Genomic DNA, 24463 nt, shown 5'->3' with positions numbered 1-24463 from the left:
AATTATATTCAAACTCCTGTAAAATTAACTCAATACGTTAATTGCGACATCGCTATAAGTGGTTTTTCGTAACTTAGTATTAAATCTACTTATTATGAAAAACCTATTTTACCTACTTATCGTTCTTGTTTTCTCGTCCTGTGCCACAGTACGCGTGTCACATGATTACGAAAGAGGAACTGATTTTTCACAGTTCAAAACGTACAATTATTATTCAGATTTACAATCGGGATTAAGCGAATTAGATGAACGTCGTCTGGTTGCCCAACTAGATGATTATTTACCCCAAATTGGTTTAACCAAATCTGAAACTCCCGATGTAATGATTGATTTTCATAGCCAGGAAACTGCTCAAATCAACAATAGTAATGTAGGTGTTGGTGTCGGCGGAGGAGGTGGAAATGTAGGAGGTGGTATTACCATAGGTATGCCAATTGGCCGGTCTGAGGTGCAAAGACAAATTATTTTTCAGATAATTGATGACGGTGGAAAAGGATTAGTTTGGGAAGCAATAACAGAAAGCGGATACAATCCTAATTCAACTCCAGACAGAAAGGATTCTCAATTTAAAACTATTGTGGAGAAGGCTTTTTCTATGTATCCGCCACAACAATAAATATAAAATATTATGAAATTAGAAGGAAAAACCGCTTTGATAACAGGTGGTACAAAAGGAATAGGATTTGGTGTTGCCGAGTCTTTAATGGCGCAGGGGATTAATGTGGGAATCACAGGAAGAAATCAGGTTGATTGTGATAAGGCAGCTAAAAAGCTTAATGATGCTGGATATGGGGCTCGTGCTATCGGTCTTAAAGCTGATGTACGAAATTTTGAAAGTCAAGAAGCTGCGGTAAAGCGATTGTTGGAGGCTTTTGGTAGCATCGATTTCGTTATTGCGAATGCGGGTTTAGGTCACTTTGGAAGTGTCGAAGAGATTTCCTTAGACCAATGGAATCAAGTTATTGATACCAACTTAACTGGAGTATTTTATACACTTAAAGCAAGTGTCGAGGCATTAAAGAAATCGAAGGGTTATTACATTACTATTTCTAGTCTTGCAGGGACCAATTTCTTTGCTGGAGGATCTGCCTATAATGCAAGTAAATTTGGGGTAACAGGATTTACCCAGGCTGCTATGCTCGATTTAAGAAAACATGAAATAAAGGTGAGTACTATAATGCCAGGTTCAGTAGCAACACATTTCAATGGTAATGAACCAGATGAATCTGATGCTTGGAAAATTCAAATTGAAGACATAGGCGAATTAGTGGTCGACCTTTTAAAAATGCATCCTCGCACCTTGCCAAGCAAAATTGAGGTTAGGCCAACCGTTCCACCTTCAAAATAGGTTTATTCTGTTTCTTTAACAGATATTCTCACGCCTTCACTGTGACTTTTAAACTCTGGGGCGTACATACATTCTATGGTAGTTATTCCATTGGAAAAATTACCTGCATGTGCTACCCTTAGATCATATTCAAACACATACACTCCTTTTGGGAGACGATCATAAAAGAAATTCGTTGATGCATCCTTGGTGGTTTGGTAATAGCCCAAGCCATCTTGCCATTTATATTCGGATAGCACATCTACAGGCTCTAAGCCAGAGGCCCGCAAATCTTTCATATGTAGAAATTCCATATCTCTATCAGATCTTAACCCAATCCTTACTCGGATGAGATCGCCCACTTCTAAATTATTTGTAGAATCTATTTCAACAAGACTTTCGCCTCGGTCTGTGTTAATCTTTTTAAAGAGATTTTTCTTTAAACTCAGCGGTGTTTCTGCCGATGTTATTTTGTCGAGGTTTTCAAAATACTGCCAATATAAAGCCCCCCAGGCAATGCCTTCAGTGGTTTTCGATAAGGATACATCTGCCATTTCGGGTCTAATTTCGGTTCCTCTATAGATTAATTTATAATAACCAGTACCAGCTTCGATTTTTGTATTTTCATTATCGAACGGATTTATCTTTTTGCTGCCAAAACTAACTTCAGCTAACTCTGTATTCGAAGTCCAATCTGAACCTTTTAACAAAAGTGAATATATGGCTTCTGTGGTAGCTTTTGTAGTGTTCCAATGATTCGTTTGCTTGTTTTTCAATAACCAAACTCTTAATTCATCTACCACTTTGGGGTCATCGCCAATTTCAGAAAACACTTCAATCATTAAAGCTTGGGTTTCAACAGGGGCTTCGTGCCACAACCAACCAGATTTATTTTCCTTCCAATACATACCTAACTCATCCGAAGTAATACTGTTTTCGCCCAGCGATTTATAAATTTCTTTAGCAATCGCTTTATCTCCAATTCTGTTTTGAATGAGCGCAATTAGGCCTTTGGTGTACAAGTTGTAAGTCTGCCAATACTTTGCGGATTGTTTAGTATAATAATCCATAGCAGTTTTTGAGGATTCTGCTAAATCTTTTTCTTTGAAAAAGCTTCGCATGTATAGATATTGAATTTGCAGAACATTTGTATGGTTCGCTTCCCAAAATTCTTTTTCCGCTTTTAGACCTTGTGCTTTGGTTTTTGCTCGTCCCTTAATTTCCCGGGCTTGTTCTTTCAAACGATTATAATCGGTGGTGATGTCTTTATCTAAAGAGGAAATGGCCTTTTCTGTAATCGTTATGGCCTTATCTGGTAATTCCACTTGCAGTTGTTTGAGATGTCCGAAACCTGTTGCCACATGCTGTGTTATATAACGGTTAGGATATTGCGAGCCTTTGAACCAAGGGAAACTCCCATTGGACAGTTGCATCTGACCTAGTTTGTCGATCGTCGCATTTAATTCATTACCCATTTTATTCAAATCGAAAAGCAATGCAATGCGTTTCTTTTGTTCGCTTTCAGATTGTGCTTCGCGAAGCCAAGGAGTTTCTTGAATAACAATAGATTTAAGTTCAGGATTTTTCTCAAGGTTAGATACCAAAGCTTCAGAATTGCCCCATTGATCGAAAACCTCCTTAATTTTTGGGTTTGAATTGGCAATAGATTGACCTAAACTATTTGCATAAAACCTTGAAAAAATCTGCTCAGAACATTCAAATGGATATTCCATTAAATACGGTAAGGATTGAACCGCGTACCAAACAGGATTTGAAGTAACCTCCAAGGTTAAACTATAATTAGTTAGTGTTGTGGAAGTGTTGTTTTTCAGTTTTTCTAACTCAAATGTTTTGGTTTCATTTCCCTTAACCCACATCGGTAATGTTTCGGTAACCAGGGTTCTATTGGTTAAGACGGGCAAAAAATTTTGTTCGCCATCTGTAAAATCACCAGCTTTTGCCGATATTCTATAGGTAATTGCTTGGAGATTTTCTGGGATGCTCAATTTCCATTGAATACTTGTGTTTCCTTTTGCATCGATAACAAAGGTTTGATTCTTTGTAAGATTACCCAATAAATTATCAATGGTTTTACCTGTTAATCCATCTTCAAGGGTAAGTTGTGCAGTTCCCTGCAAAGAATTGTTTGACAAATTGGAAATTTTCGTAGCTAAAACTAAACTGTCTCCTTCGCGTAAAAACCTTGGGACATTAGGTAGTACCATTAAATCTTTTTGAGTTATCGTAGAGAGAGTTTTGGTTGCTGTTTTTAAATCTTCCGTATGGGCCAATAGTTGAAGTTTCCATCTTGTAAGCGCTTCAGGCATGGTAAATTCAAATGAAACTGTACCTTCTTTGTCCGTTTTTAATTGTGGATAGAAAAATGCAGTTTCATTAAAATTTTCACGCACTCTAATTTTGGCCATGTCCGCATCAATTTTAGCTTGACCGGATTTGGTGGTAATAATTATAGCACCGTTAGCGGCGGCCGCACCATAAATTGATGTTGCAGCATTTCCCTTCAAAACATTTAATGAGGAAACATCTAGCCCTGAAATATCGAAACTAGGCACAATAACTCCATCTACCACATAAAGGACATTTTCCGAATTGGCCAATGATACTGCACCTCTTATCATAACATTTGGGGCACTGCCCGGTACCATAGAGTCCGCAGCAATTTCAACGCCCGCTACATTACCATTTAACACCTTTGCAACCTCTTCGTCTGCTTCAACACTTTCATTGAGCACCATATTAGCCGCGGCGGTTCTCGTTTGTATTCCGTAACCCATAACTACCACTTCCTCTAAAGCACTGGAATCTTCCTCTAAAAAGATTTCCAATTCTTTTTGGGTCCCAACTGAATATTCTTCAGAGACATATCCTATATAGGTTATAACTAGTTGTTCCCCATTTTTAACTTTTATTGAGAACTGTCCATCAAAATCTGTCTGTGTGCCATAGGTGGTTCCTTTTACAAGAATATTAGCACCTGGCAAAGGAAGACCAGATTCATCCTTAATTACTCCATAAATAATTTTGTCATAACTGGTACGATCATTTTTTGGTTGATTTTTTAGTTCATTTAAATAGCGGTTATTAACCCATTTATTGTTATTAATATTAAACCCGAACCAATTTAATTCGTCGTAATGTTTCTGTTGAATTTGGTTATTGCCATAAGGTCGATTTACAATTATAAAATTGTCTATTTCAAAGCTGTTATTGGCATTACTTCTTGCCCAAGAATAATACGATGATGTGGTTATGGGATTAAATTGCCATTGGTGCATTCTAAAATCATCTAAGGAAGCATCGTACATAGAGGCCAATACTTCTGCAGCAATTTTTTCATTTTTTTCACCTGAAATTTTAAAACCCCAAGTTTCTTTTGAACCTGGTTGAATTTTATCCCTAAAGGTTAGGGTTTCAATGTCAAATTTTGATTCAACATTTATAACATTTACAATCTTTACCCCATTAGCAAAACCATTATGGCTAACAAAATGGTACTGAATCGCGAACCCCTCATAATCTGTTTTTGAAATTGGAACTTTAAACGTTTTTGATTCATTATTAAGTGCTATAATTCTAGTTTGGACAATTTTGTTTTCTTTTTCAACATGAAAAGTTATGTGGATTTCTTCTGATGCAGAGCTTACGGTTACTAATACCTCATCACCTATCTTATACATGGTCTTGTCCAGATTTACAGAAATTAATTCTGAATCAGCAACTTCATGTGATTTGTTGTCAATTAGTTTGAATCTTTGTTCATTTTTAACTTTTTGGCCAAAATTATCAGTAGTCTCTAATTCCAACAAGTATCCTCCAATAATCCATTGTTTTATACCTTCAATTGTTATTTTGGAAGAATTAGCGGTGTTGAAATTCAATTCTTTTATAAGAGCGCCCTTTGGCCATTTTGAATTGTCGGATTCTTCATCCTTGAAAGCATCGTAAGGAAAAAGTTCTCTAAATTCCTTTTCGGTAAATCCTGGAATTTCTGGTGCGGCCCACGGTCTTGTCCTAAAGGGATTCTTTGGGCTTTGAAGTTTGTAAATTTTTATGGTTCCAGATGTTTCAATTGGTTGGCCATTTAAATTTTTGGCAGAAATTCCAATCTCAAATCTTTTTTGCTGCCTATCGATAACCTCAAGTATTTCAGCAGATAAGCTAAGTGCGTGATAACCGACTTTAACGGCCGTTTCGGAAGAACGTGTTTCCCCATTGATATCTGTTACATCCGCGTAAATTTTATAACTAAAGGTGGGTTGATCCCTTTCTGGTATGTTCTCATCGGGTATGGCTTTGAAAACGATTTTAAAACTGCCATCTCTTTCGGTTGTTGTTTCACCATTGGCAATCTCCATTTCCTCACTTGTAAACCTTGGTTTGCTATTCCATCGTCGCCAAATTGGTAGCTGAGACGTTCTTACAACTCTGTAAGCCACTTTTGCATTGCCAATATTGCTTCCTGCAAAAGCTAAGGCATTTCCTGAAACCTGAATACTGTCACCTAACCTAAACGTTTCAGTAATCGGTTTAAATTCAACTTCAAATTTTGGGCGTTTATATTCCTCAACTGAGATGGTATGATAAGCGGTAAATTCGAAATCGAAATCCGCTTCATCATAAAATTTGCTATCGTGTTCATAGCTTTCATCTACACTAATTGTGTATTCTCCATTTAAACCTGAACTTGGCAATATAAATTGGCCAGCAACCGATCCATAATCATTTAATTTCAACTCCATTGTTTTTATTTCTTGACCGTTGGGGTCCTCGAGCATTATTTCTACAAATTCGTTAGTGAATGGTTTAGTTTCTTCCCCTTTTGTTTGAAGTACAATTGCTTTAAAATATACAGTTTGTCCAGGTCGATAGATACTTCTATCCGTAAAAATAAATGGTTTTATCTGTACGATTTCGTCATCACTTGTGCGGTTATTGGAGGATCTTTCATAGAAATAATAATCTCCAAATCTGCCTTCCGAACTATTTTTTCGTATAGAAATTGAAACATTCCGATGATAATCGTAGGTCATGAATGAGAAGTAACCTTTTTCATCGGTAACAGTTGATTTATTAATGGGCCTGTTGTATTTGTCTGTTTGTGTGTTATTTATTGTAACTGCAGCACCTACAATCGGTTTGCCCGTAACTCTGTCAACCAGCTGGAAACTGTTTTCCGCTCCATGGTTATCTGATATTAGTGCAAAATCTGTTACCTGAAAGTTTTGGAAAGCAAAAGTTTCATCTTTATTAATTTCATTCTTTAGAGTCGCAACTACCAAATACAAGCCTTGTTTAAGCGCGGGTAGTTTAATTTCGGTACTATGACGGTTGTAATCATTAGGATCCGGAATGGAGGAAAACCAGTTTTTAATTTCCTCTAATGAGTTGATAAATGCAATTCTTATGGAATCCTTGTAAATTTTTTTAAAGTCTTCAAGCTCCTTTGGTCTTATCTTAAAAACCTTGAAATGGAGGGAATCTATACCTTTAAAGTTTACTAAAATCCTTGAAGGGGTTGAAGTTGGAAGAAATTTTTCTAGTTGAAGCTCAAGTTCTGGTTTAGTAATTTGCAGCATTAATGCCGTGCATTGAATGGCTCCAAATGATTTAGGGAATTGCGCAATAGCTTCTTTGCAAATGGCCACTGCTTCAGTTTTTTTTAATCTAAAATTATCGTCCATTTCACTTTCAAACCGATTGGCCTGTTGCACGTATAATTGTGCCAAGGCATAATCTATTTCAGTTGAAGATTCATATTCGACAAAGGTCTCTTTTAAATTTTTTAGGCTTTTTTCATATAAGCTGTCCTTATTCTCCAAATTTGTGTTTTGGTAAACAAATTTTAGTCGTTTTAGGGTAATATCTATTAATGGGGCAACATCTGGATTATTCAAATGAAACTTGCTAACATCCTTGAATATTCTTAAGGCATTCAAATGTTCGGAAAGCGTATCTAAGGATGTTATCTTATATTCCAAAAAGGAACTGTTATCACCCAAAAATTCGGGGCTGTTTAATTTAAAGGCATAATTAGGGCGCGTTACGGTGTATTCTTCATCCTTGTAGTAATCTAGGGCTCGGTGGGCCAAAAAATCATAAAGTGTAGGCCTGTATTTTTTTGAATGTAATTTGAAGTCGAGAAGCTGATTGTATTGGGTTAGGCCAGTCCGCTGCAATAATTCTTTATTTTTAAGGGATGCTATATAATGCTTATGGATTTCTTGAAAAATTGTTTGGGCATCCCAAGTTCGAAAATCAACAGCATCTACCTTTTCTTCAGTTTTAGTCCTTTCTAATATTTTCCAACGGTTAGTTTGGTAGTATTGCCAAAAAATTTCCGCCAGCATGCTTTCCAAAAGGTTTTTTTCTGGACTTTTCGTGGTACTTATTTCTTTTCTAAATCGATCTATTATAGATAATTGTGCATTCTCCTCTAAGGTTAAAGTAAATTTTGACTGGTATATGAGTGTTTTGCTGAGTTGTATCTTATTTCCGTCCTTTTTTGCTTTGGCATAAATGTTATTCACAATCTCTAATGCAGACTTGGGGAGAGATTTTAATTCATTTTCATACACTTTATCCCACTCATTTTGATAATTAAAATCTTGGGCATAGAAATTGAAGGAAATGAACAGGAATACAATAAAAAAGTACTTAAGCATGTTTTGAAATGTTTGAGACAGTGAATATGAAATTAACCAAAATACTTATAACCATTTAACTCAAAACAACAGAACAAAAACAATACCAACTCTTTGTTTATTTTTGCCAAATGAAAATTTGCTCGTGAAAGCTCTAATTATTTTATTATTTCCATTTTATTTAATCGCTCAATCTCCGGTTCAACAGGCCCGTAAAGAGTATGAGGTGAAGAATTTTGATAAGTCAATTTCAATTTTAGAGGATTACATAAAAACGTATCCTAAAAATTCTGAAGCGATTGAGCTTTTAGGAGATGCATACGGAAAACTTAAACAATGGGAAGACGCCAAAAAACAGTATAAGTTATTGTCTGAGAAAAATCCGAAAAATGCAAACTACCACTACAAATATGGGGGTGTTCTTGGAATGATGGCTTTGGAAAATAAATTGAAGGCAATTGGTTTAATTGATGATATTAAAACGGAATTCCGTACCGCTGCAGAATTAGATCCCAATCACATTGATGTGCGTTGGGCTTTGGTTGAATTTTACATGGAGTTACCAGGAATATTTGGTGGTAGCATGGATACTGCTGTAAGGTATGCTAATGAACTAGAAGAAATTTCAAAAGTTGACGGATATCTGGCCAAAGGTTTTATTTATGAGAAAGATGGTAATGAAAAGCTAGCAGAAACTTTTTACAAAAAAGCAAAAAAAATAGGAGGTTCTAAAACCTGTTTTGAAAAGTTGGCCGAATTTTATGACCATGAAAAAAGGTATGGAGATGCAATAAATGTCTATCTAGATGCTGCAAAAAAATTTCAAACGAATGACTATTTATTTAAAGCAGGAGAAATCAGTGCCAAAAATAAGATATCCCTTCTTGTTGGTTTAGATTCTTTAAAAACCTATATCGATAATTTTTCAGACAAAAACCAGTATTCAATTGGGTGGGCTCATTATCTGTTAGCACAGGTGTATAGGGGCATGGGACAGAAAACTGATGCGATGGGGCATATCTCTGTTGCCATACAAATACATCCTGAAGAGCAGTCCTTTCAAAAGGAAAAAGCTTTAATTCAAAAGCTTTAAGCATAGTCCCTCCATTTGTTATCTTTGGTGCGGTTAACTTTTTAATATGAGAATCCATTTTATTGCTATCGGGGGCAGTGCGATGCATAATCTTGCAATTGCGCTGCATCTTAAAGGAGATATTATTTCTGGAAGTGATGATGAAGTTTATGAACCCTCTAAATCTAGGCTTGAGAAATACGATCTTTTACCAAAACAATTCGGTTGGTTTCCTGAAAAAATAAATAACAATTTAGATGCAATTGTTCTTGGGATGCACGCTAAAGTAGATAACCCTGAGTTATTAAAGGCGCAAGAATTACAGCTTCCCATATATTCCTATCCAGAATTTTTATATGAGCAATCTAAATTTAAAACCCGTGTTGTGATTGGGGGGAGTCATGGAAAAACCACAATTACATCTATGATTTTACATGTAATGAATTATCATGGTATAGAGGTAGATTATATGGTAGGTGCTCAACTGGAAGGTTTCGATGTTATGGTGAAACTAACTGAGGATAATGATTTTATTGTCTTGGAGGGTGACGAATACTTGAGTTCCCCTATAGATAGAAGGCCTAAATTCCATTTATATCATCCGCATATTGCTTTACTTAGTGGAATTGCATGGGATCATATTAACGTATTCCCAACCTTTGAAAATTACGTCCAGCAGTTTAAAATTTTTGTGGATAGCATTGAAGCAGGGGGGAGTATAACTTATAATGAGGAAGATGCAACTCTAGTCGAGGTTGTTGAAACATCGCAAAACCAGATTAGAAAAATTCCTTATCGCACCCCACCTTTTGTTGTTGAGAATGGAAATACCCTTCTTGAAACCTCTGAAGGAAGTATACCCGTTGAAGTTTTCGGTAGCCACAATCTTAATAATTTAGAAGGAGCGAAATGGATTTGCCAACATATGGGTGTGGATGAGGTGGATTTTTATGAGGCCATCTCAAGTTTTAAGGGAGCAAGTAAACGTTTAGAGTTATTGGCTAAAGGCAACTATTCGGTAGCCTATAAAGATTTTGCCCATGCGCCAAGTAAGGTTAAAGCAACTACTCAAGCAGTTAAGAATCAATTTAGGGATTTTAGCTTACTGGCTTGTTTGGAATTACATACCTATAGTAGCCTGAACTCGCAATTTTTAAAACAATACAAAGGAGCCCTGGATTCTGCTGATAAAGCGGTAGTATTCTATTCCCCACATGCTTTAGAGATTAAAAAGCTTGAGAAAATATCAAAAGAACAAATAGCAGATGCTTTTGAAAGGGAGGACTTAATAATTTATACAGACCCTACTGAATTTCAAGAGTTTTTATTCAATGAGGATTTCAAAAATAAAGCATTGCTTCTAATGAGTTCTGGTACCTATGGGGGATTAAATTTCGAGGAGGTAAAAAAATTAATTTTGTAAAAGCTTAAACCCCAAATTGTCTTAGATGGTGGTCTAAATGCTTATACTGCATTTTACCCCATTCCTCTTTGGTGAACTCTCCAAATACGGGATGTGGTTTAATAGCTTTTGCGTACTTCTTGTTGTGCGAATCTTCTAATAGAATAAGCAATTGTTCTTTTTCCTTTTCAAAATCTTTAGGTTGGGTAACCTTAAATGCAGGAACTGTAGGCAGGTTTTTAGACCAGGGCTTATCGCTATACATACTTTTTTTAAAGAATGTCCTAGCGATCCAATTTCCCTTTAGATTATAATTATTTCGGTCCAAAAGTATGTTTAGCGGCGCCTGACAGTGATGTAGCATTTGAGCCACTTCCATTTGCCCCCATAAGGGTATGGCTTCCTCAGAAAGACTATTTATCCTGTCAGTTAGTTCTTTAAAAGTGTCTTGATCAAAAATATTCTTCATTATTCCTCTAGAAAGATGTGAAATTAGCTAATAAATGAACAATTAACTGTCTTTTTCGTGCTAAATAAAACTAAAAATTTATTGTAGATTTATGAAATGCCTGACGATCAAAAACCTTTTCCTATTTCACAATGGTCTTTAGATGACAGACCAAGAGAGAAGCTGTTAAAGCGTGGTAAAGGAGCATTAAGTGACGCCGAACTTTTGGCTATACTGATAGGCTCGGGCAGTTCTAAAGAGAGCGCAGTGATGCTTTGCCAACGGATTCTTTCTACAGTAAATAGCAACTTAAATGAACTAGGCAAACTTTCGGTGCAAGATTTAATAAAATTTAAGGGTATTGGGGAGGCAAAGGCTATTGCTATTATAGCCGCTCTAGAAATAGGAAGGAGAAGGCGTGTTGAGGATGCGCTGGAGCGTAAAAAAATAACCTCTAGCCAATCTGTATTTGAACTAATGCAACCTATAATCGGTGAGTTGGCACATGAGGAATTTTGGATTATTTATTTAAATAATTCCAATAAAGTTTTAAATACTGAACAGTTAAGCAAAGGCGGTTTAACAGGGACTCTTGTGGATGTAAGATTAGTAATGAAGACGGCACTGCAGCTATCTGCCACCGGTCTAATTTTGGCTCACAATCATCCATCGGGTACTTTAAAACCAAGTAATGCAGATCGCGATTTAACAAAAAAGTTACAAGTGGCTTCTGAAAGTTTGGATATAAAAATTTTAGATCATCTTATAATTACTCAGCACGCATATTTTAGTTTTGCAGATGAAAGCATCCTATAATTAAAATTAATTGGATAGATTTAGTCCTCTTAGAGACTTATTGCCAAAATGTTGTTAGTTTATACCCATAATATTACTCCTCGTTTACGTTATATTTTTAAACAGGTTTGTACTAAAATTTTAGGCATACCTGTCGACTATACTACCTCGGAGGATGATTTTATATCTTATAATGGTATGAAAATGTCCTATAGCAAGCAAGCCTTAGGACAAGAGTTATATATCCGCAGTCATGACCTATTATTTGAACAAGGACTCGAAGATGTTGAAATCGTAGTACAATCCTGGGGTGGAACAAAATGCTTTTTTCAAACCAGTGATAAGAGTGATTTGCCTTTTGACATTTTTGCAGCTTCTTTTTATATGCTTTGTAGATATGAAGAGTATTTGCCTCACGTTAAGGATGACTATGGACGCTATCCTGCAAAGGAAAGTTTAGGTTTTAAGCATGGTTTTATGCAGGAACCAGTTGTAGATATTTGGGCTTATCGTTTTAAGGATGTGCTTAAGGCATTTTATCCAGAATATGATTTTCCTGTTCGCCAATATCAGATTCAACCAATCATCGATGTTCCCATGGCTTTCTATTTTAAGCAAAAGGGATTTTTAAGGATTATCGGAGGATCAATATCTGATTTGGTTAGACTTAAATTAAAAAACTTTTATCAACGCTATTTGTCGATTATGGGTTTTGTAAGAGATCCCTACGATACGTTTAAATGGATTATTACTAAACAAAGACATTCTAAAGTTAAGTTTCTTGTATTCTTTTTGGTTGGCGATTATTCAACATATGACAAAAATATAAGTGTAAATAAGAAGCAGTTCATTAGTGCAATAAAGTCCGTTGCTGACTATTGCAAGGTGGGGTTAAAACTCTCTTATTTTGCCATAGACGATTTGGAATTACTTAAAAAGGAAAAGAAAAAATTAGAAGCGATAACCAATTTCAATGTGGAGGCCTCGAGAAATTCCCATTCTAAAGTAAATCTTCCTGAAACTTATAGAAACCTTTTAGCCATGGAAATAAGGCAAGATTACACCATGGGATATTTGAACGAAATAGGTTTCAGGGCTGGTACATGTACGCCTTTCCCTTTTTATGACCTCGATTATGAAATGCCGACCCCTTTGCAAATTCATCCGTATAACTTAATAGATTTTGCCTTGTTAAAACATCTTTCACTATTAGATAAAAAACAAGTGTTGCAGAGATTAATGGATAACATCAAGGCGGTGGATGGAACATTTATACCAATTTTTCATAATTATTCTTTTAGTAATGAGCCAAGATGGAAAGGCTTTAGGTCTTTGTTTAATCAAGTTTTAAAATCGGTGGATGATGAATCGGAAAATTAAACATGTATTTTTTGATTTAGATCATACTTTATGGGATTTTGATAAAAATTCCTCATTGGCATTTGAACATATATTCAGATTGAATAGGATTGATATAAATCATTCTGAATTCATAGAGATTTATGAACCCATAAATTTGAATTATTGGAAGATGTATAGAGAAGAAAGGATTGATAAACCTGGGTTGAGATATGGCCGCCTTAAGGACAGTTTTGATTCACTTCGGTTTTCAATAGAAGATGAATTGATACATCGGTTATCCATAGATTATATTGAACACCTTACGTCCTTTAATCATCTTTTTGAGGGAACACTGGATTTACTCGATTATTTACAACCTAAATATCACCTTCATATTATTACAAATGGTTTTGAGGAAGCCCAGTTTAGAAAACTGAAAAATTCATCAATAGATCATTATTTTAAAACCATTACCAATTCTGAAATGGCCGGAGTGAAAAAACCTAACCCGTTGATTTTTAAACATGCCTTGAGCTTAGCCAATGCAAATGTTGAAGAAAGTTTGATGATTGGTGATAATCTTGAGGCAGATATACGAGGCGCTATGGAGGTTGGTTATGATGTTATTTATTTCAACCCTTCCTCAAATGGAGAATTAATGAATATCAAAACGGTCAGTAAATTGTTAGAAATAAAACAATATCTGTAAATTTAAAGACTAAATGAAGTCAAAAATAAGATGATGAAGAAATCAGTTCTTTTGGGAATATGTTTAATCCAGTTTTCCCTACTAAGTTTTTCCCAAAACTCAATCAATAGTTACAAGTATGTCATTGTTCCTGAAACTTTTGGAATTTTTGATGAGGCAAACAAATACAATATGAATGCATTGATGGAGTTTCTGTTCAATAAAAATGGGTTTGATGCACATATGGAATCGGATCCACCTGCAGATTTAAACCCCAATGGTTCGTGCAATGCCATGTATGCTAGTATCGTAAAGGATAGTGGCTTGTTTAAAACAAAATTGCAGGTGCAGTTAAAGGATTGTTTTGGAAAGGTTGTTTTTACTTCAGAAATGGGTGAAAGTAGGGAAAAAGAATATGAAAAGGCGTTTCAATTAGCCTTAAGGGATGCCTTTACTAGCATAGAAGAAATAGGTTATTCATATCAACCTTCTACAACAGAAACAAAAAAGATTGTTGTTGCTGAGGTCCCAGTTCAAGTAAAGACTGAAACACCAACAACCCCTCAAGTTGAAGTACAGACCTCTCAAAAAAGAGAGTTGATACAGGTCGAGGAAAAGCCGCAGATACAACAGATTAAAGAGCCAGTGCCAACTCCAAAAACCGAAGATATTGATTGGTTATACGCTCAACCATTGGATAATGGATATCAATTAATTGATACTGAGCCAAAGAAAGTTATGGTTTTATTGAATACCGGACTTAAAAACGTTTATTTGGTGAAAGATAAAAATGCTCTGGTCTACAAAGATGGTGAGCAATGGATTATGAGCTCGTCCGATACCTCGGTAAAAAACGAAGTCCTTTTCATTAAGTTTTAACTAGTATTTGTACTTATCCTTCCAACGTTTTTTTAAAAATTCACGTTGGGCATTTTCCCGTTGATTAGTTCCAGGTGTATAAATGGTTGTATTTGAAATTTCGTCAGGAAGGAATTCCTGGTCGATGAAATTCTGGTCATAACTATGGGCATACTTATAATTTTCACCATATCCCAAATCTTTCATCAATTTTGTTGGGGCATTTCGTAAATGAAGGGGAACTGATAAATCACCTGTTTCCCTAACTAATTGCATAGCTTTTCCGATAGCTTCGTAAGAGGCATTACTCTTCGGAGAAGTGGCTAAATAGACGGCACATTGACTCAATATAATCCTTGCTTCTGGATAGCCTATAATTGAAACCGCTTGAAAAGTATTGTTGGCCATAACCAATGCAGTTGGATTGGCATTTCCAATATCTTCGCTGGCAAGGATTAACATTCTTCTTGCAATAAATTTTACATCTTCGCCACCTTCAATCATTCGAGCTAACCAATAAACAGCAGCATTGGGATCACTTCCTCGTATTGATTTTATAAAGGCGGAAATAATATCATAATGTTGTTCTCCTGTTTTGTCATATCGAGCTACGTTCTGTTGAATTTTTTGAAGCACAATCTCATTAGTGATTTCAATTTTTTCTGCAGGTGGAAATGTATTGATAATCAACTCAAAAATATTAAGCAATTTTCGAGCATCACCACCACTAAGTCTTATTAGAGCCTCAGTTTCCTTAATGTCTATTGATCTCTTAGAAAGTAGGTCATCTCTTGAAATTGCTCTTTTTAAAAGAGTTTCTAAATTTTCCTTGGAAAAAGGGTTTAAAATGTAAACTTGGCAACGAGAGAGAAGGGCAGGGATAACTTCAAAACTTGGGTTTTCTGTAGTGGCTCCAATTAAAGTTACCCAACCTTTTTCCACTGCTTGCAATAAACTGTCTTGTTGGGATTTACTAAACCGATGAATTTCGTCTATAAATAAAATGGGATTCTTGGTTGTAAATAAACCACCACTATTTTTAGCTTTTTCTATTACCTCCCGTACATCTTTTACCCCTGAATTAATAGCACTTAAGGTGTAAAACGGACGACCTGAAGCATGTGCAATTAAATTAGCCAAGGTTGTTTTTCCCGTTCCTGGAGGCCCCCATAAAATCATAGAGGCTATTGCCCCTTGTTTTATCTGTTGCTTGATTACTCCGTTATCCCCAATTAAATGTGGTTGGCTTAAATAATCTTCTAAGGTTTTGGGTCGAAGTCGTTCTGCAAGTGGCTCATTCATCGGATAAAATTACGAAATTAGGACTGACAATTTTTCATTGGTAATAATATTGGTTACATCTTTGACTATCAAAATTAAATGGCTAAAACAGGTACACACATAAGATATTCCACTGGGGTAATTGCTTATCCGGTTTTTTTCGTCATGCTTATTTGGCTTGTGTTTTGGTTTCAGGTGAGAGTGTTTCCACCCATCAAAACCTTGGGAATAATTCCAAGATCGATAGATGGTATCCCCGGGATTGTATTAAGTCCGTTGATACATGCTGATATTTTACATCTTTACCATAATACTTTGCCTTTGCTCTTTTTATCGGCTGCTTTGTTTTATTTCTACAGAAAAATCGCCTGGAAAGTTGTTTTGTATGGAATCATTATTTCAGGATTGTTCACTTGGTTTATTGGTAGGCCATCAATACATATTGGGGCCAGTGGACTAATATATGTATTGGCAAGTTTTATTTTCTTTAAGGGTATTTTTACTAAATATTATAGACTTGTAGCCTTATCATTAATAATAGTTTTTCTTTATGGTAGCATGGTATGGTATATATTTCCTGTAAAGGATGGTATATCGTGGGAAGGACACTTAGGAGGTGCTTTGGCTGGACTTTTATTTGCATTGTATTTTAGGAAAAGTTTGCCGATTCCTGAACGCTATGCGTGGCAAGAACCGACCTATAATGAAGAGAATGATCCATTTTTAAAGCATTTTGATGAAAATGGAAATTTCGTTGGAAGTAAGGAACTTCAGGAAAGGGAAGAAAAGGCCAATAATTCGAACGATATAGAAATCAATTATATTTACAAACCCAATAAAGATTAAGGCAATAATCTCTGTCGCATCGTTTCGTAAAGAAACATTCCGCATGCAACCGAAACATTTAAGGAGCTTATTGTACCAAGCATAGGAAGTTTTACAGCTTTGTCTACGGCTTTCAAGACGGAAGGATTAATCCCTTTACCCTCAGAACCCATAATAATGCCTGTAGAAAGTTTAAAATCCACATCATAAAGCATTTCATCAGATTTTTCAGTTGCCGCTACGACTTGTATCCCTGAAGCTTGTAAATAGTAAACAGCATCTTTTATATGATCAACTTTGCAAATGGGTACCTTAAAAATGGCTCCGGCACTAGTTTTAACAGTGTCAGCAGTAACTGGAGCACCACCTTTTTTTTGGATGATTATCCCTGAAACACCAGCACATTCTGCCGTTCTAATGATGGCACCGAAATTTCGAACATCGCTAAGTTGATCCAATAATAAAAATAGGGGAGGGTTACCAGATTCCATGGCCTGAATCACTAATTCTTCCAAGGGCATAAAATCTATTGGAGAAATTTGTGCAACTACCCCTTGATGATTTTTTCGAGTAAGCCTATTTAGTTTTTCAATAGGCACATAGGAAACATTCAAATGAGACTCTGAGATTAACCTTTGTAACTCTAAAAAAGTATCGCCCCGCAACCCTTTCTGGATATAAAGTTTGTCAATCGTTGTGCCGGATTTAATAGCTTCTATTACGGAGTGGAGACCGTATATTTTTTCCTCTGATTTCATGTGATAAAACTAATTAATAAAACCTGTAAAAAAAGAGGTCGCTTGAAATAAATCAAACGACCTCTGTAGTCATTTCTATAAACCGAGGTTTTTAGGTTGATTATTGTCTAACCAACTTTTCATAAAATTCCCTTGTAGCTCCAACACCTCTGAAATATCCTGTTACTATTTCTACAACATGGTGCCCATCTGGCATAAGTGTTGACTTTACTGTGGTTTCATCACATGTAACCATTTCAAATTGGTATTGGTTATCGCAAGTCATAATTGGAGAACCGTTCAATAAGACATCACCATTGTTTAGATCTTTATCTGATACTGTGATATAACCTGTATCTTCGTCAACAGAAAAATAAAAATCGTTATTGTCTGGCCAAAATCCAATACCAATATGCTTATAAAGTCCTGGTGCAATGGCTTCGATGGTAACTGTTCCACCATAGTTGGCAATAAAATTTCCTGAATTGTAATATTCACCAACTTCGACATCATAAGTTCCCGCCAAAGTGTTTTCATCTAGGGCTTTTAATGTCAAAGTGTAAGTGTTCGTCTCGGAAATAGATTCGGATGATTCAGTTATTTCAAGGATCAAATCCTCAAATTCAAACGGTACAAGAGGCTCAGTAAATACACGAATACCTACGTTAGCGGTTGTTTCACCAGCTGGAATTGTAAAGGTATCAGACAGAAGCTCAAAGCCGGTTCCTTCCTGAACGTCACTATCAGGACTAGCAGCAACCTTAACTTGGATATCGCGGTCTAATGGCACATTTTTCCCTCCATAAAAAGTGATTGGAATTTCAAGATCAATAGGAGTGTTTGCGGCATCCTTAATAATATTCAAATCACCAGAAGTACTAGCGAACTGTGCCAAAATTGGACCTTTTCCGAAGTCGGTCTCATCTTGATCTAAAATAGCATCACAGGAACTAAATGTAAAAACGGCTCCTAATGCTAAAAACAAAATAATTCTTAAATTTTTCATGTTTTTCATTTTTTCAATTTTTTATCTCCAAAAAGGATCATCTGTAAATACATCATCACCGCTTTGTTGAGGAACATTATTTGCGTTCCTTGAGCGTTCAGACGCTGGATATAACAATCTTACAGGTCTAACACCTGGAGATTCCTCAGGTAAAGGAAGAAAATCAGGATACCCGGTTCTGGTCAAATCAATCCATGACTCAATGGATGATGTTCCGTTAAGAGCAATCCATTTTTGAGTCATTATAGCTTCAATTTTATTTGTAGAAGAATCCCAAGAAACATTTTGGGTGCCTTGGTCGTAGTAGGCTTCTGCTTCAGCTATTGCGTCTGCAACTCCAAGTTGTAAAAAAGATGCTTCAATAGCGGCTTCATATAATGCTTTCGCAGCAGTATCCCCTCCAGGAAGGTATCCTCTAACAGTAGCCTCAGCTTGTATAAAAAGAATTTCTGAAAGAGACATGATAATTTGATCCTGTTCTGCACTTACTAATAGTCCTGGACCAACTTTTGATAAATCCTCAGAGGTAAAACCAGTTCCTGGTAATACGGTAGATTGAACAGCTCCCTTAAAAGCACCACCACTAGCTGAAGGCTTGTATAACCTTGCCATTCTCGGGTCACTGGTTTCTGATAAGAACTCAATGGTCGTTTCACTCGCTACTGTATAATCTTGTCTATTGGTTTGAGCTCCACTAGGTTGCACGAAATAATCGTAAAATGGACTCTGTTTATTTGCTGAATTTGAATATCCAGGATTTGCAACAGTACTGGAGGTTATATACCCATAACCATTAGCATCAATCTTTGCAATTTCGCTCGTAATATAAGAGTCTTGGCCTGTGTTGCTCAAGCGTACCAACATTCTTAATTTGATACTGTTGGCAAATTGTGCCCACTCCTCCATATGACCATAGTAAATGATATCTTGGTCTCCAGGATTTTCCGCATTTTCAGGAGCATTAGTTATCATATCCACAGCAAGACCTAAATCATCGATAACAGCTTTATAAATAGTTTCTGCGTCATCATAGGCTGGAGTTGGGTTGTCACCTCTTTGATTGGCTTCAGTATACGGAACATCACCATATAAATCTACCAATAATTGGTATTGAAAACCTTTAATGATTTTTGAAATCACTTGATAATTCGAGTAGTCAACCGCACCAGATGCATCTGTATAGTTTTCTACATAGGTAAGATCTTTGAAAATCCCAACATACGAAGTTTCAAAAATATTTGCAAAATCATCAGCACTAAAATCATATCTCGAATAGATACTATTCGCAGACCAGTTTGAAGGTGTCGCCCAGTTAACTACCAACATGTTTCCAAGGTAGGTCATCGTACGAGCATTAAGTTCCGCAAAGCTCTGTTGAGCTACAGGCAATGTTAAGCTTGGTGTAGATATAGACGGATCGTTAGGATTCTCGTTTACATCTAAAAAATCGTCACTACAATTTACACTTACAAGTGCCAGCGTAAATAACAACAACATTGTTGAAATTTTTATTCTATTTTTTCTCATTTTCAATTTTTTTAAAATGTTAGTGATACACTCATACCCACTTGCCTTGTCGGAGCTGTTTGAGACTGTGTACCAACACCAACAGCATTTCCAGTAGTAAAGTTAAATTCTGGATCTGTATAAACATTATCTTTTGGTCTTAGGGTAAGTAAATTTCTACCATATAGCCCTAATGTTAAATTATCAAAGCCCATTCTTTCTACTAGGTCTTGATTGAATGTATATGTTAACGAAACCTCCCTTAACTTTAATGTAGTTGCATCAGTAACATAGTTTTCTTTAACATCATTATAGCTATCCCAGAATGCATTTCCACCACCACTTGTAAGTCTGTCAGTGTTTGCAATGTAGCCTCCATTTCCATCAGAATAGGATGAATTTGGGAATACAAATGGTTGCCTTCCGGCGGTAGCACTATGCTTCGTTAAACCTGTAAATTCCATTGCGTTTACAATGTCGTTGAAAAATACGTGACCAGTACGATAATCGCCAACTGCATATAGTCTAAAGCCTTTATACTGAATCGAGGTGTTTAAACCTAGAATGTAATCAGGTGTTGTCTTGCCTTGTATCTGGTTAATTGGATCTTGGATTGGGTCACCATCAGCTCCAACAATAACTCTTCCTTGAGGATCTTTTAAATAAGAAGTTGTTCTAATTTGTGGATAAGGCTCACCTACTTTTGCAATAATTTGTGCTGAGGTAAATCCACCAATGTTCAATTCGTCAACTCCATCGGCCAATGAAATCACTTCAGAATCCAATAAAGCGTAATTTGCATTTACATCCCATGAAAAGTCATCAGTTCGCAAAATTGTGCCTCCTAATTCTATTTCCAAACCTCTATTTTCGATTTCTCCAATGTTTACTATAGCACTTGAAGCACCAGAAGCTAATGAAATATTAACAGGTATAATCTGGTCTGTTGAATTCGTTTTATAACCGGTAACATTCAATCTTAACCTATTTCTAAAAAAACTAGATTCAAAACCTACTTCGGTAGAAGTTGTGAATTCTGGGCTCAAATCTGGAGCAGGCACACGATTTGATTGCGAAAGACCAACCGTTGATCCATATGGGAAGTTGGCAGGAGCTGCAAATGTACCTTGTGTTGCATAAACTCCTGGGTCGTTACCTGTTTTAGTATAGTTTGCGTTTAATTTTAAGTAACTCAACCCACGGTCTGATTTCAATCCTTCAAATGCGTTGGTTGCAACAATTGATAGACCAGCACCATAATAGAAAAACGAATTATTGTCTGTCGGTAAAGTTGACGACCAGTCATTTCTTCCGGTACCAGTTAAGAATAAGAAATCCCTAAACCCAAGGGTTAATTCTCCATATAAACTGTATCTTCTATAATTTACTAAAGATTCCCCACCAACTAATTCTCCAGTTCTTGTTGAAACGTTATAGAAGTCAGGAATAATTAAATCACTACCGCTAACATTAACATCTTTAGAATCTTGAATCCTCAAGTTATGCCCGGTTGTAAGTTTTACGTTAAAATCATCTCCAAAATCTTTATCGAATTTCAAAAGGACGTCAGAGTTAAATCTTGAGGCAGTACCCAATGCAGAGGCGGTTCTTGCTCCGTATTCGTCGAGTCGGGAGTAAACGTGTGCCAATTCAAATGCATAGGTAAATGCCCCAAATTCTCTTTTAAATGAATCTGAACTAGAGGTATATCCAATATTTATAGACGCAGTCAACCAATCAGTGATCTTATAATCTGCAAATGCAAGAGCATTAAATTCGTTAAAATCAGATTTCTCTCTTTGTGTATCTACAATCCAGTATGGGTTTTCATAAAATGCGTAATAAGAAACCTCATTTCGGGTAAACTTACCGGTTCTCCAATTCCTCATCTCCCGGATTGGAAGGTGTAATGGCGTATTTATGATGTTCCAATACAGAGGTCGGTTTTGACGACCACCTGCACCAACTACATTAGTATGAGATCTAAAAAATGAAATGTTTCCACCAACACTAAATTTGTCAAAATTACGTGTTCCTTTTAACCTAAAATTGGTTCTATTATAGGCATCTTTAGGTACAATTCCTTCTGTATTGGTCTGGTCAAGAGATATTAAAAACGTACTGTTTTCATCACCACCTTGAACTGTAACACCATGTCTTATTGTACTGCCTGCCTGGAAGAAGTCTCTGTGATTATTTGGTATTGGGCTATAAGGCACTTGCCAAACTTCCCCATTATCCAAAGTTTCACTCGCATCAACTAGTCTTCCGTCGAAACGTGGACCCCATGCTACGTTTTCCAGAGGGTATAGTGTTCCATCAGGAAATCCACCAACACCAAATTCATCTTGAAATTCGGGTAAATAAGCAACTGTTTCCATTTGGTAAGCGCCATCGTAGGTAATGCTTAGTTTTCCTGAACCACGTTTGGTGGTGATTAAAACAACACCGTTTGTTGCTTCCGAACCATAAAGCGCTGCAGCATTGGCCCCCTTTAAGATACTGATGTTTTCAATATCATTTGGGTTGATGCGGTCTAATACCCCTCTTGATGAAGGGAAACCATCTACCACAATAAGCGCTTGGTTGTCTCCAAGTAATGAACGGGCACCCCTAAGAACAACCCTAGTATTTGGGTTTACACCATTGTTTACAGTGTTAATCTGTAATCCGGCTACTTTACCAACCATTGCCGTAGCAACGTTGGGGGTTTTGGTTTCAGTAATGTCATCACTTTTTAAGGTAGAAACAGAATACGACAATTCTTTCGCATTCCTTTTGATACCTAGTGCAGTAACCACTACCTCATCTAATACTGCAGTATCTTCTGCAAGTGTAACGTTGATAGTATTTGAACTACCAACGGTAACCGACTGAGTTGTCATCCCTATGTAACTAAAAATCAAAACGTTTCCAACAGAGGCATCGATGGAATAATTTCCATCAAAATCTGTCTGTGTTCCTGTTGATGTTCCTTGAATGATGACGTTAACTCCAGGTAAGGGTAGACCAGATTGGTCTATTACGGTACCTGAAACCGTTTTTTGTTGTGCAAAAGATAGGTGCACAACACACGCTAAGAATAGCGTGAAAATTCCACTAAACTTTGATTTCATGTTAGAATTATTTGAATTAGTCTAGCCAAAATTCTAAATAATATGTTAAACAAACAATAATACCTTCTTAAATTATATTAACTCAATCCATTGAAAATTAATATTAAAGAACTAAATAATCACATAATTTAGTGCTCTAACCGAGGCTACTACTCACTAATTGGTCATTTACAAAGTGGAGTAATTAGGAGAAATTAATATTTACAAATTGTTAAAAATTAACATTTTATTAAGAAAAAAATTAGGATTTATTAAATTAACTGCTTTAAAAACCGCTTTGTTGGAAATTCTGGAACAATTGAATATAGATAAATTTTCAATTGTGCAATTCTATTAATGATCTTGCATTCTAAATCTCTGAAATTAGCTAGGTCGATCCAATAGCCATCTCATAAAGCTTAATTGTTTTTTAGGTGTTGAGGTAAAACAATTAACTAAATGGTTTTTATTAGAAGAGGGTAGTGTTCAAAGTGATTTTATAAATTCTAGGTAGGAACCTTATTCTGGTAAATAAATAATCCATCGAAATTACATTTAAATTTAATGGTCTCAACATGATTAATAAGTCCAATTCCGATCAGATATAGATGTCAATTTATGCACTTGGAATAATTAGTTTGAGGTTTATGGTAGAATTAATAATAAGGTTTGAAGCATAAATAATTTCTAATTATTTATAGAGTCTGAATAATATGAGCGCATGGCTAGAACTAGATCATTTAAATCTTCTATTTTATGCTGCTTTAAATAGGACTCCATTTTGCTATCATTTGCAAAGGCTTTGCTGAGGGCTTTATTTTTTGGCTTTAACTCAACATAATTATCCTGAGGATTTAAAACAAAAATTTTAGAGTTTAATTTATATTCTGCACTTAGTGTGTTGCTAGTACTTGAAGTCCACCCCGATTTATTTGGGTCGTCTAATTCCTTATCGTATTGTACAACAACATATTTGTTGGGTGCATCTACTAAATGAAAATATTTTCTGGGTTTCTTTTGGTCAACTAAGTTTTCTTGAGGTATTTTTATGAATATATAATTCTCTTCTTCATCAGCTAGTATAAAACCTACTAAATCCTCATCTAACATTTCGAGTACATCACCTGCTGAATTCTTGAACACCAACTTATCGCCATATAAATCATAGTTCAATTGGAGGACTTCCGTTTTTGTACCACTGCTATAAATACCATAGCCCTCAATCCAATTACTTGTTAGGAAAGGTGTTCCTTTTACATTTTCCCGCATAATTTTAAATCCATCTTGTAAATTTCCAGTATTAGCGGGATTTTGTGACATTACATTTGTTCCAATTAAAAGAAATGTAATAGAAATGATAATAGTATACAGTGAAGTTTTCATAGCAATTATGTTGAAAGATGAATTATTACTTATTTAA

Annotated in this window: 17 protein-coding genes; 9 read left to right on the top strand and 8 right to left on the bottom strand. The window is 35.9% G+C overall.

Annotated features, from left to right (window positions below; translation table 11 throughout):
* Positions 1–94: 94 nt before the first annotated feature.
* Together ISU00_RS01975 and ISU00_RS01970 are read left to right on the top strand one after the other, a co-directional pair.
* Positions 95–616, top strand: coding sequence for a DUF4136 domain-containing protein (locus ISU00_RS01975; protein ID WP_228852365.1), 522 nt, complete (start codon positions 95–97; stop codon positions 614–616).
* Between the two features lie 12 nt (positions 617–628).
* Complete coding sequence (locus ISU00_RS01970; RefSeq protein WP_228852364.1) at positions 629–1348, top strand: SDR family oxidoreductase; 720 nt, start codon at positions 629–631, stop codon at positions 1346–1348.
* 2 nt (positions 1349–1350) lie between these two features.
* Here the strand turns inward: ISU00_RS01970 and ISU00_RS01965 are convergent, their stop codons facing one another.
* Positions 1351–8010 (bottom strand): alpha-2-macroglobulin family protein, encoded by a 6660-nt coding sequence (locus tag ISU00_RS01965; RefSeq protein WP_228852363.1) that lies wholly within the window; start codon positions 8008–8010, stop codon positions 1351–1353.
* A 124-nt stretch (positions 8011–8134) separates the two neighbouring features.
* On the opposite strand from ISU00_RS01965, the gene ISU00_RS01960 reads away from it, so the two are divergent.
* Together ISU00_RS01960 and ISU00_RS01955 are read left to right on the top strand one after the other, a co-directional pair.
* Positions 8135–9082 carry a tetratricopeptide repeat protein gene (locus ISU00_RS01960; RefSeq protein ID WP_228852362.1) on the top strand — a complete coding sequence of 316 codons (948 nt, stop codon included), beginning with the start codon at positions 8135–8137 and terminating at the stop codon, positions 9080–9082.
* A gap of 46 nt (positions 9083–9128) precedes the next feature.
* Complete coding sequence (locus ISU00_RS01955) at positions 9129–10484, top strand: UDP-N-acetylmuramate--L-alanine ligase (protein WP_228852361.1); 1356 nt, start codon at positions 9129–9131, stop codon at positions 10482–10484.
* Positions 10485–10488: 4 nt separating this feature from the next.
* Here ISU00_RS01955 and ISU00_RS01950 read toward each other — a convergent pair whose 3' ends face one another.
* A complete protein-coding gene (locus ISU00_RS01950) occupies positions 10489–10932 on the bottom strand; it encodes a DUF1569 domain-containing protein (protein ID WP_228852360.1) in 444 nt (147 codons plus the stop codon).
* 96 nt (positions 10933–11028) lie between these two features.
* Here ISU00_RS01950 and radC point away from each other — a divergent pair, with 96 nt between their 5' ends.
* From radC to ISU00_RS01930, 4 genes are read left to right on the top strand one after another with little or no spacing between them, the layout of a single operon-like run.
* Positions 11029–11727: a RadC family protein gene (gene radC / locus ISU00_RS01945; RefSeq protein WP_228852359.1), complete on the top strand. Its 699-nt coding sequence runs from the start codon at positions 11029–11031 to the stop codon at positions 11725–11727.
* Between the two features lie 48 nt (positions 11728–11775).
* Positions 11776–13086 (top strand): polysaccharide deacetylase family protein, encoded by a 1311-nt coding sequence (locus ISU00_RS01940; RefSeq protein WP_228852358.1) that lies wholly within the window; start codon positions 11776–11778, stop codon positions 13084–13086.
* Positions 13067–13756, top strand: coding sequence for a YjjG family noncanonical pyrimidine nucleotidase (locus ISU00_RS01935; RefSeq protein WP_317174334.1), 690 nt, complete (start codon positions 13067–13069; stop codon positions 13754–13756). The genes ISU00_RS01940 and ISU00_RS01935 overlap by 20 nt, the downstream gene beginning before the upstream one ends.
* 33 nt (positions 13757–13789) lie before the next feature.
* Entirely contained in the window at positions 13790–14614 is an 825-nt protein-coding gene (locus tag ISU00_RS01930; RefSeq protein ID WP_228852357.1) for a hypothetical protein, read from the top strand.
* Here ISU00_RS01930 and ISU00_RS01925 read toward each other — a convergent pair whose 3' ends face one another.
* Positions 14615–15895, bottom strand: a complete 1281-nt coding sequence (locus tag ISU00_RS01925) for a replication-associated recombination protein A (RefSeq protein ID WP_228852356.1) — start codon at positions 15893–15895, stop codon at positions 14615–14617.
* A 78-nt stretch (positions 15896–15973) separates the two neighbouring features.
* Here ISU00_RS01925 and ISU00_RS01920 point away from each other — a divergent pair, with 78 nt between their 5' ends.
* Complete coding sequence (locus tag ISU00_RS01920) at positions 15974–16720, top strand: rhomboid family intramembrane serine protease (protein WP_228852355.1); 747 nt, start codon at positions 15974–15976, stop codon at positions 16718–16720.
* Here the strand turns inward: ISU00_RS01920 and rlmB are convergent.
* The 5 genes from rlmB to ISU00_RS01895 form a co-directional block, all read right to left on the bottom strand.
* Positions 16717–17457 carry a 23S rRNA (guanosine(2251)-2'-O)-methyltransferase RlmB gene (gene rlmB / locus ISU00_RS01915; protein ID WP_228852354.1) on the bottom strand — a complete coding sequence of 247 codons (741 nt, stop codon included), beginning with the start codon at positions 17455–17457 and terminating at the stop codon, positions 16717–16719. The two genes, ISU00_RS01920 and rlmB, sit on opposite strands and share 4 nt — an antisense overlap.
* Before the next feature lie 100 nt (positions 17458–17557).
* Entirely contained in the window at positions 17558–18442 is an 885-nt protein-coding gene (locus tag ISU00_RS01910; RefSeq protein ID WP_228852353.1) for a hypothetical protein, read from the bottom strand.
* A gap of 21 nt (positions 18443–18463) precedes the next feature.
* A complete protein-coding gene (locus tag ISU00_RS01905; RefSeq protein WP_228852352.1) occupies positions 18464–19969 on the bottom strand; it encodes a SusD/RagB family nutrient-binding outer membrane lipoprotein in 1506 nt (501 codons plus the stop codon).
* A gap of 11 nt (positions 19970–19980) precedes the next feature.
* A complete protein-coding gene (locus ISU00_RS01900; RefSeq protein WP_228852351.1) occupies positions 19981–23064 on the bottom strand; it encodes a SusC/RagA family TonB-linked outer membrane protein in 3084 nt (1027 codons plus the stop codon).
* A 666-nt stretch (positions 23065–23730) separates the two neighbouring features.
* Complete coding sequence (locus tag ISU00_RS01895) at positions 23731–24426, bottom strand: hypothetical protein (RefSeq protein ID WP_228852350.1); 696 nt, start codon at positions 24424–24426, stop codon at positions 23731–23733.
* Between the last annotated feature and the right edge of the window lie 37 nt (positions 24427–24463).

The organism is Aegicerativicinus sediminis (assembly GCF_015476115.1).
Lineage (GTDB): Bacteria > Bacteroidota > Bacteroidia > Flavobacteriales > Flavobacteriaceae > Aegicerativicinus > Aegicerativicinus sediminis.
This window is presented reverse-complemented; position numbering and strand designations above follow the sequence as displayed.

Coding starts and splice junctions, on each gene's coding strand:
- ISU00_RS01955 (WP_228852361.1), top strand. CDS start 9,129: ATGAGAATCCATTTTATTGCTATCGGGGGCAGTGCGATGCATAATCTT.
- ISU00_RS01935 (WP_317174334.1), top strand. CDS start 13,067: ATGATGAATCGGAAAATTAAACATGTATTTTTTGATTTAGATCATACT.
- ISU00_RS01975 (WP_228852365.1), top strand. CDS start 95: ATGAAAAACCTATTTTACCTACTTATCGTTCTTGTTTTCTCGTCCTGT.
- ISU00_RS01930 (WP_228852357.1), top strand. CDS start 13,790: ATGAAGAAATCAGTTCTTTTGGGAATATGTTTAATCCAGTTTTCCCTA.
- ISU00_RS01925 (WP_228852356.1), bottom strand. CDS start 15,895: ATGAATGAGCCACTTGCAGAACGACTTCGACCCAAAACCTTAGAAGAT.
- ISU00_RS01900 (WP_228852351.1), bottom strand. CDS start 23,064: ATGAAATCAAAGTTTAGTGGAATTTTCACGCTATTCTTAGCGTGTGTT.
- ISU00_RS01950 (WP_228852360.1), bottom strand. CDS start 10,932: ATGAAGAATATTTTTGATCAAGACACTTTTAAAGAACTAACTGACAGG.
- ISU00_RS01910 (WP_228852353.1), bottom strand. CDS start 18,442: ATGAAAAATTTAAGAATTATTTTGTTTTTAGCATTAGGAGCCGTTTTT.
- ISU00_RS01920 (WP_228852355.1), top strand. CDS start 15,974: ATGGCTAAAACAGGTACACACATAAGATATTCCACTGGGGTAATTGCT.
- radC (WP_228852359.1), top strand. CDS start 11,029: ATGCCTGACGATCAAAAACCTTTTCCTATTTCACAATGGTCTTTAGAT.
- ISU00_RS01965 (WP_228852363.1), bottom strand. CDS start 8,010: ATGCTTAAGTACTTTTTTATTGTATTCCTGTTCATTTCCTTCAATTTC.
- ISU00_RS01905 (WP_228852352.1), bottom strand. CDS start 19,969: ATGAGAAAAAATAGAATAAAAATTTCAACAATGTTGTTGTTATTTACG.
- ISU00_RS01970 (WP_228852364.1), top strand. CDS start 629: ATGAAATTAGAAGGAAAAACCGCTTTGATAACAGGTGGTACAAAAGGA.
- rlmB (WP_228852354.1), bottom strand. CDS start 17,457: ATGAAATCAGAGGAAAAAATATACGGTCTCCACTCCGTAATAGAAGCT.
- ISU00_RS01895 (WP_228852350.1), bottom strand. CDS start 24,426: ATGAAAACTTCACTGTATACTATTATCATTTCTATTACATTTCTTTTA.
- ISU00_RS01940 (WP_228852358.1), top strand. CDS start 11,776: ATGTTGTTAGTTTATACCCATAATATTACTCCTCGTTTACGTTATATT.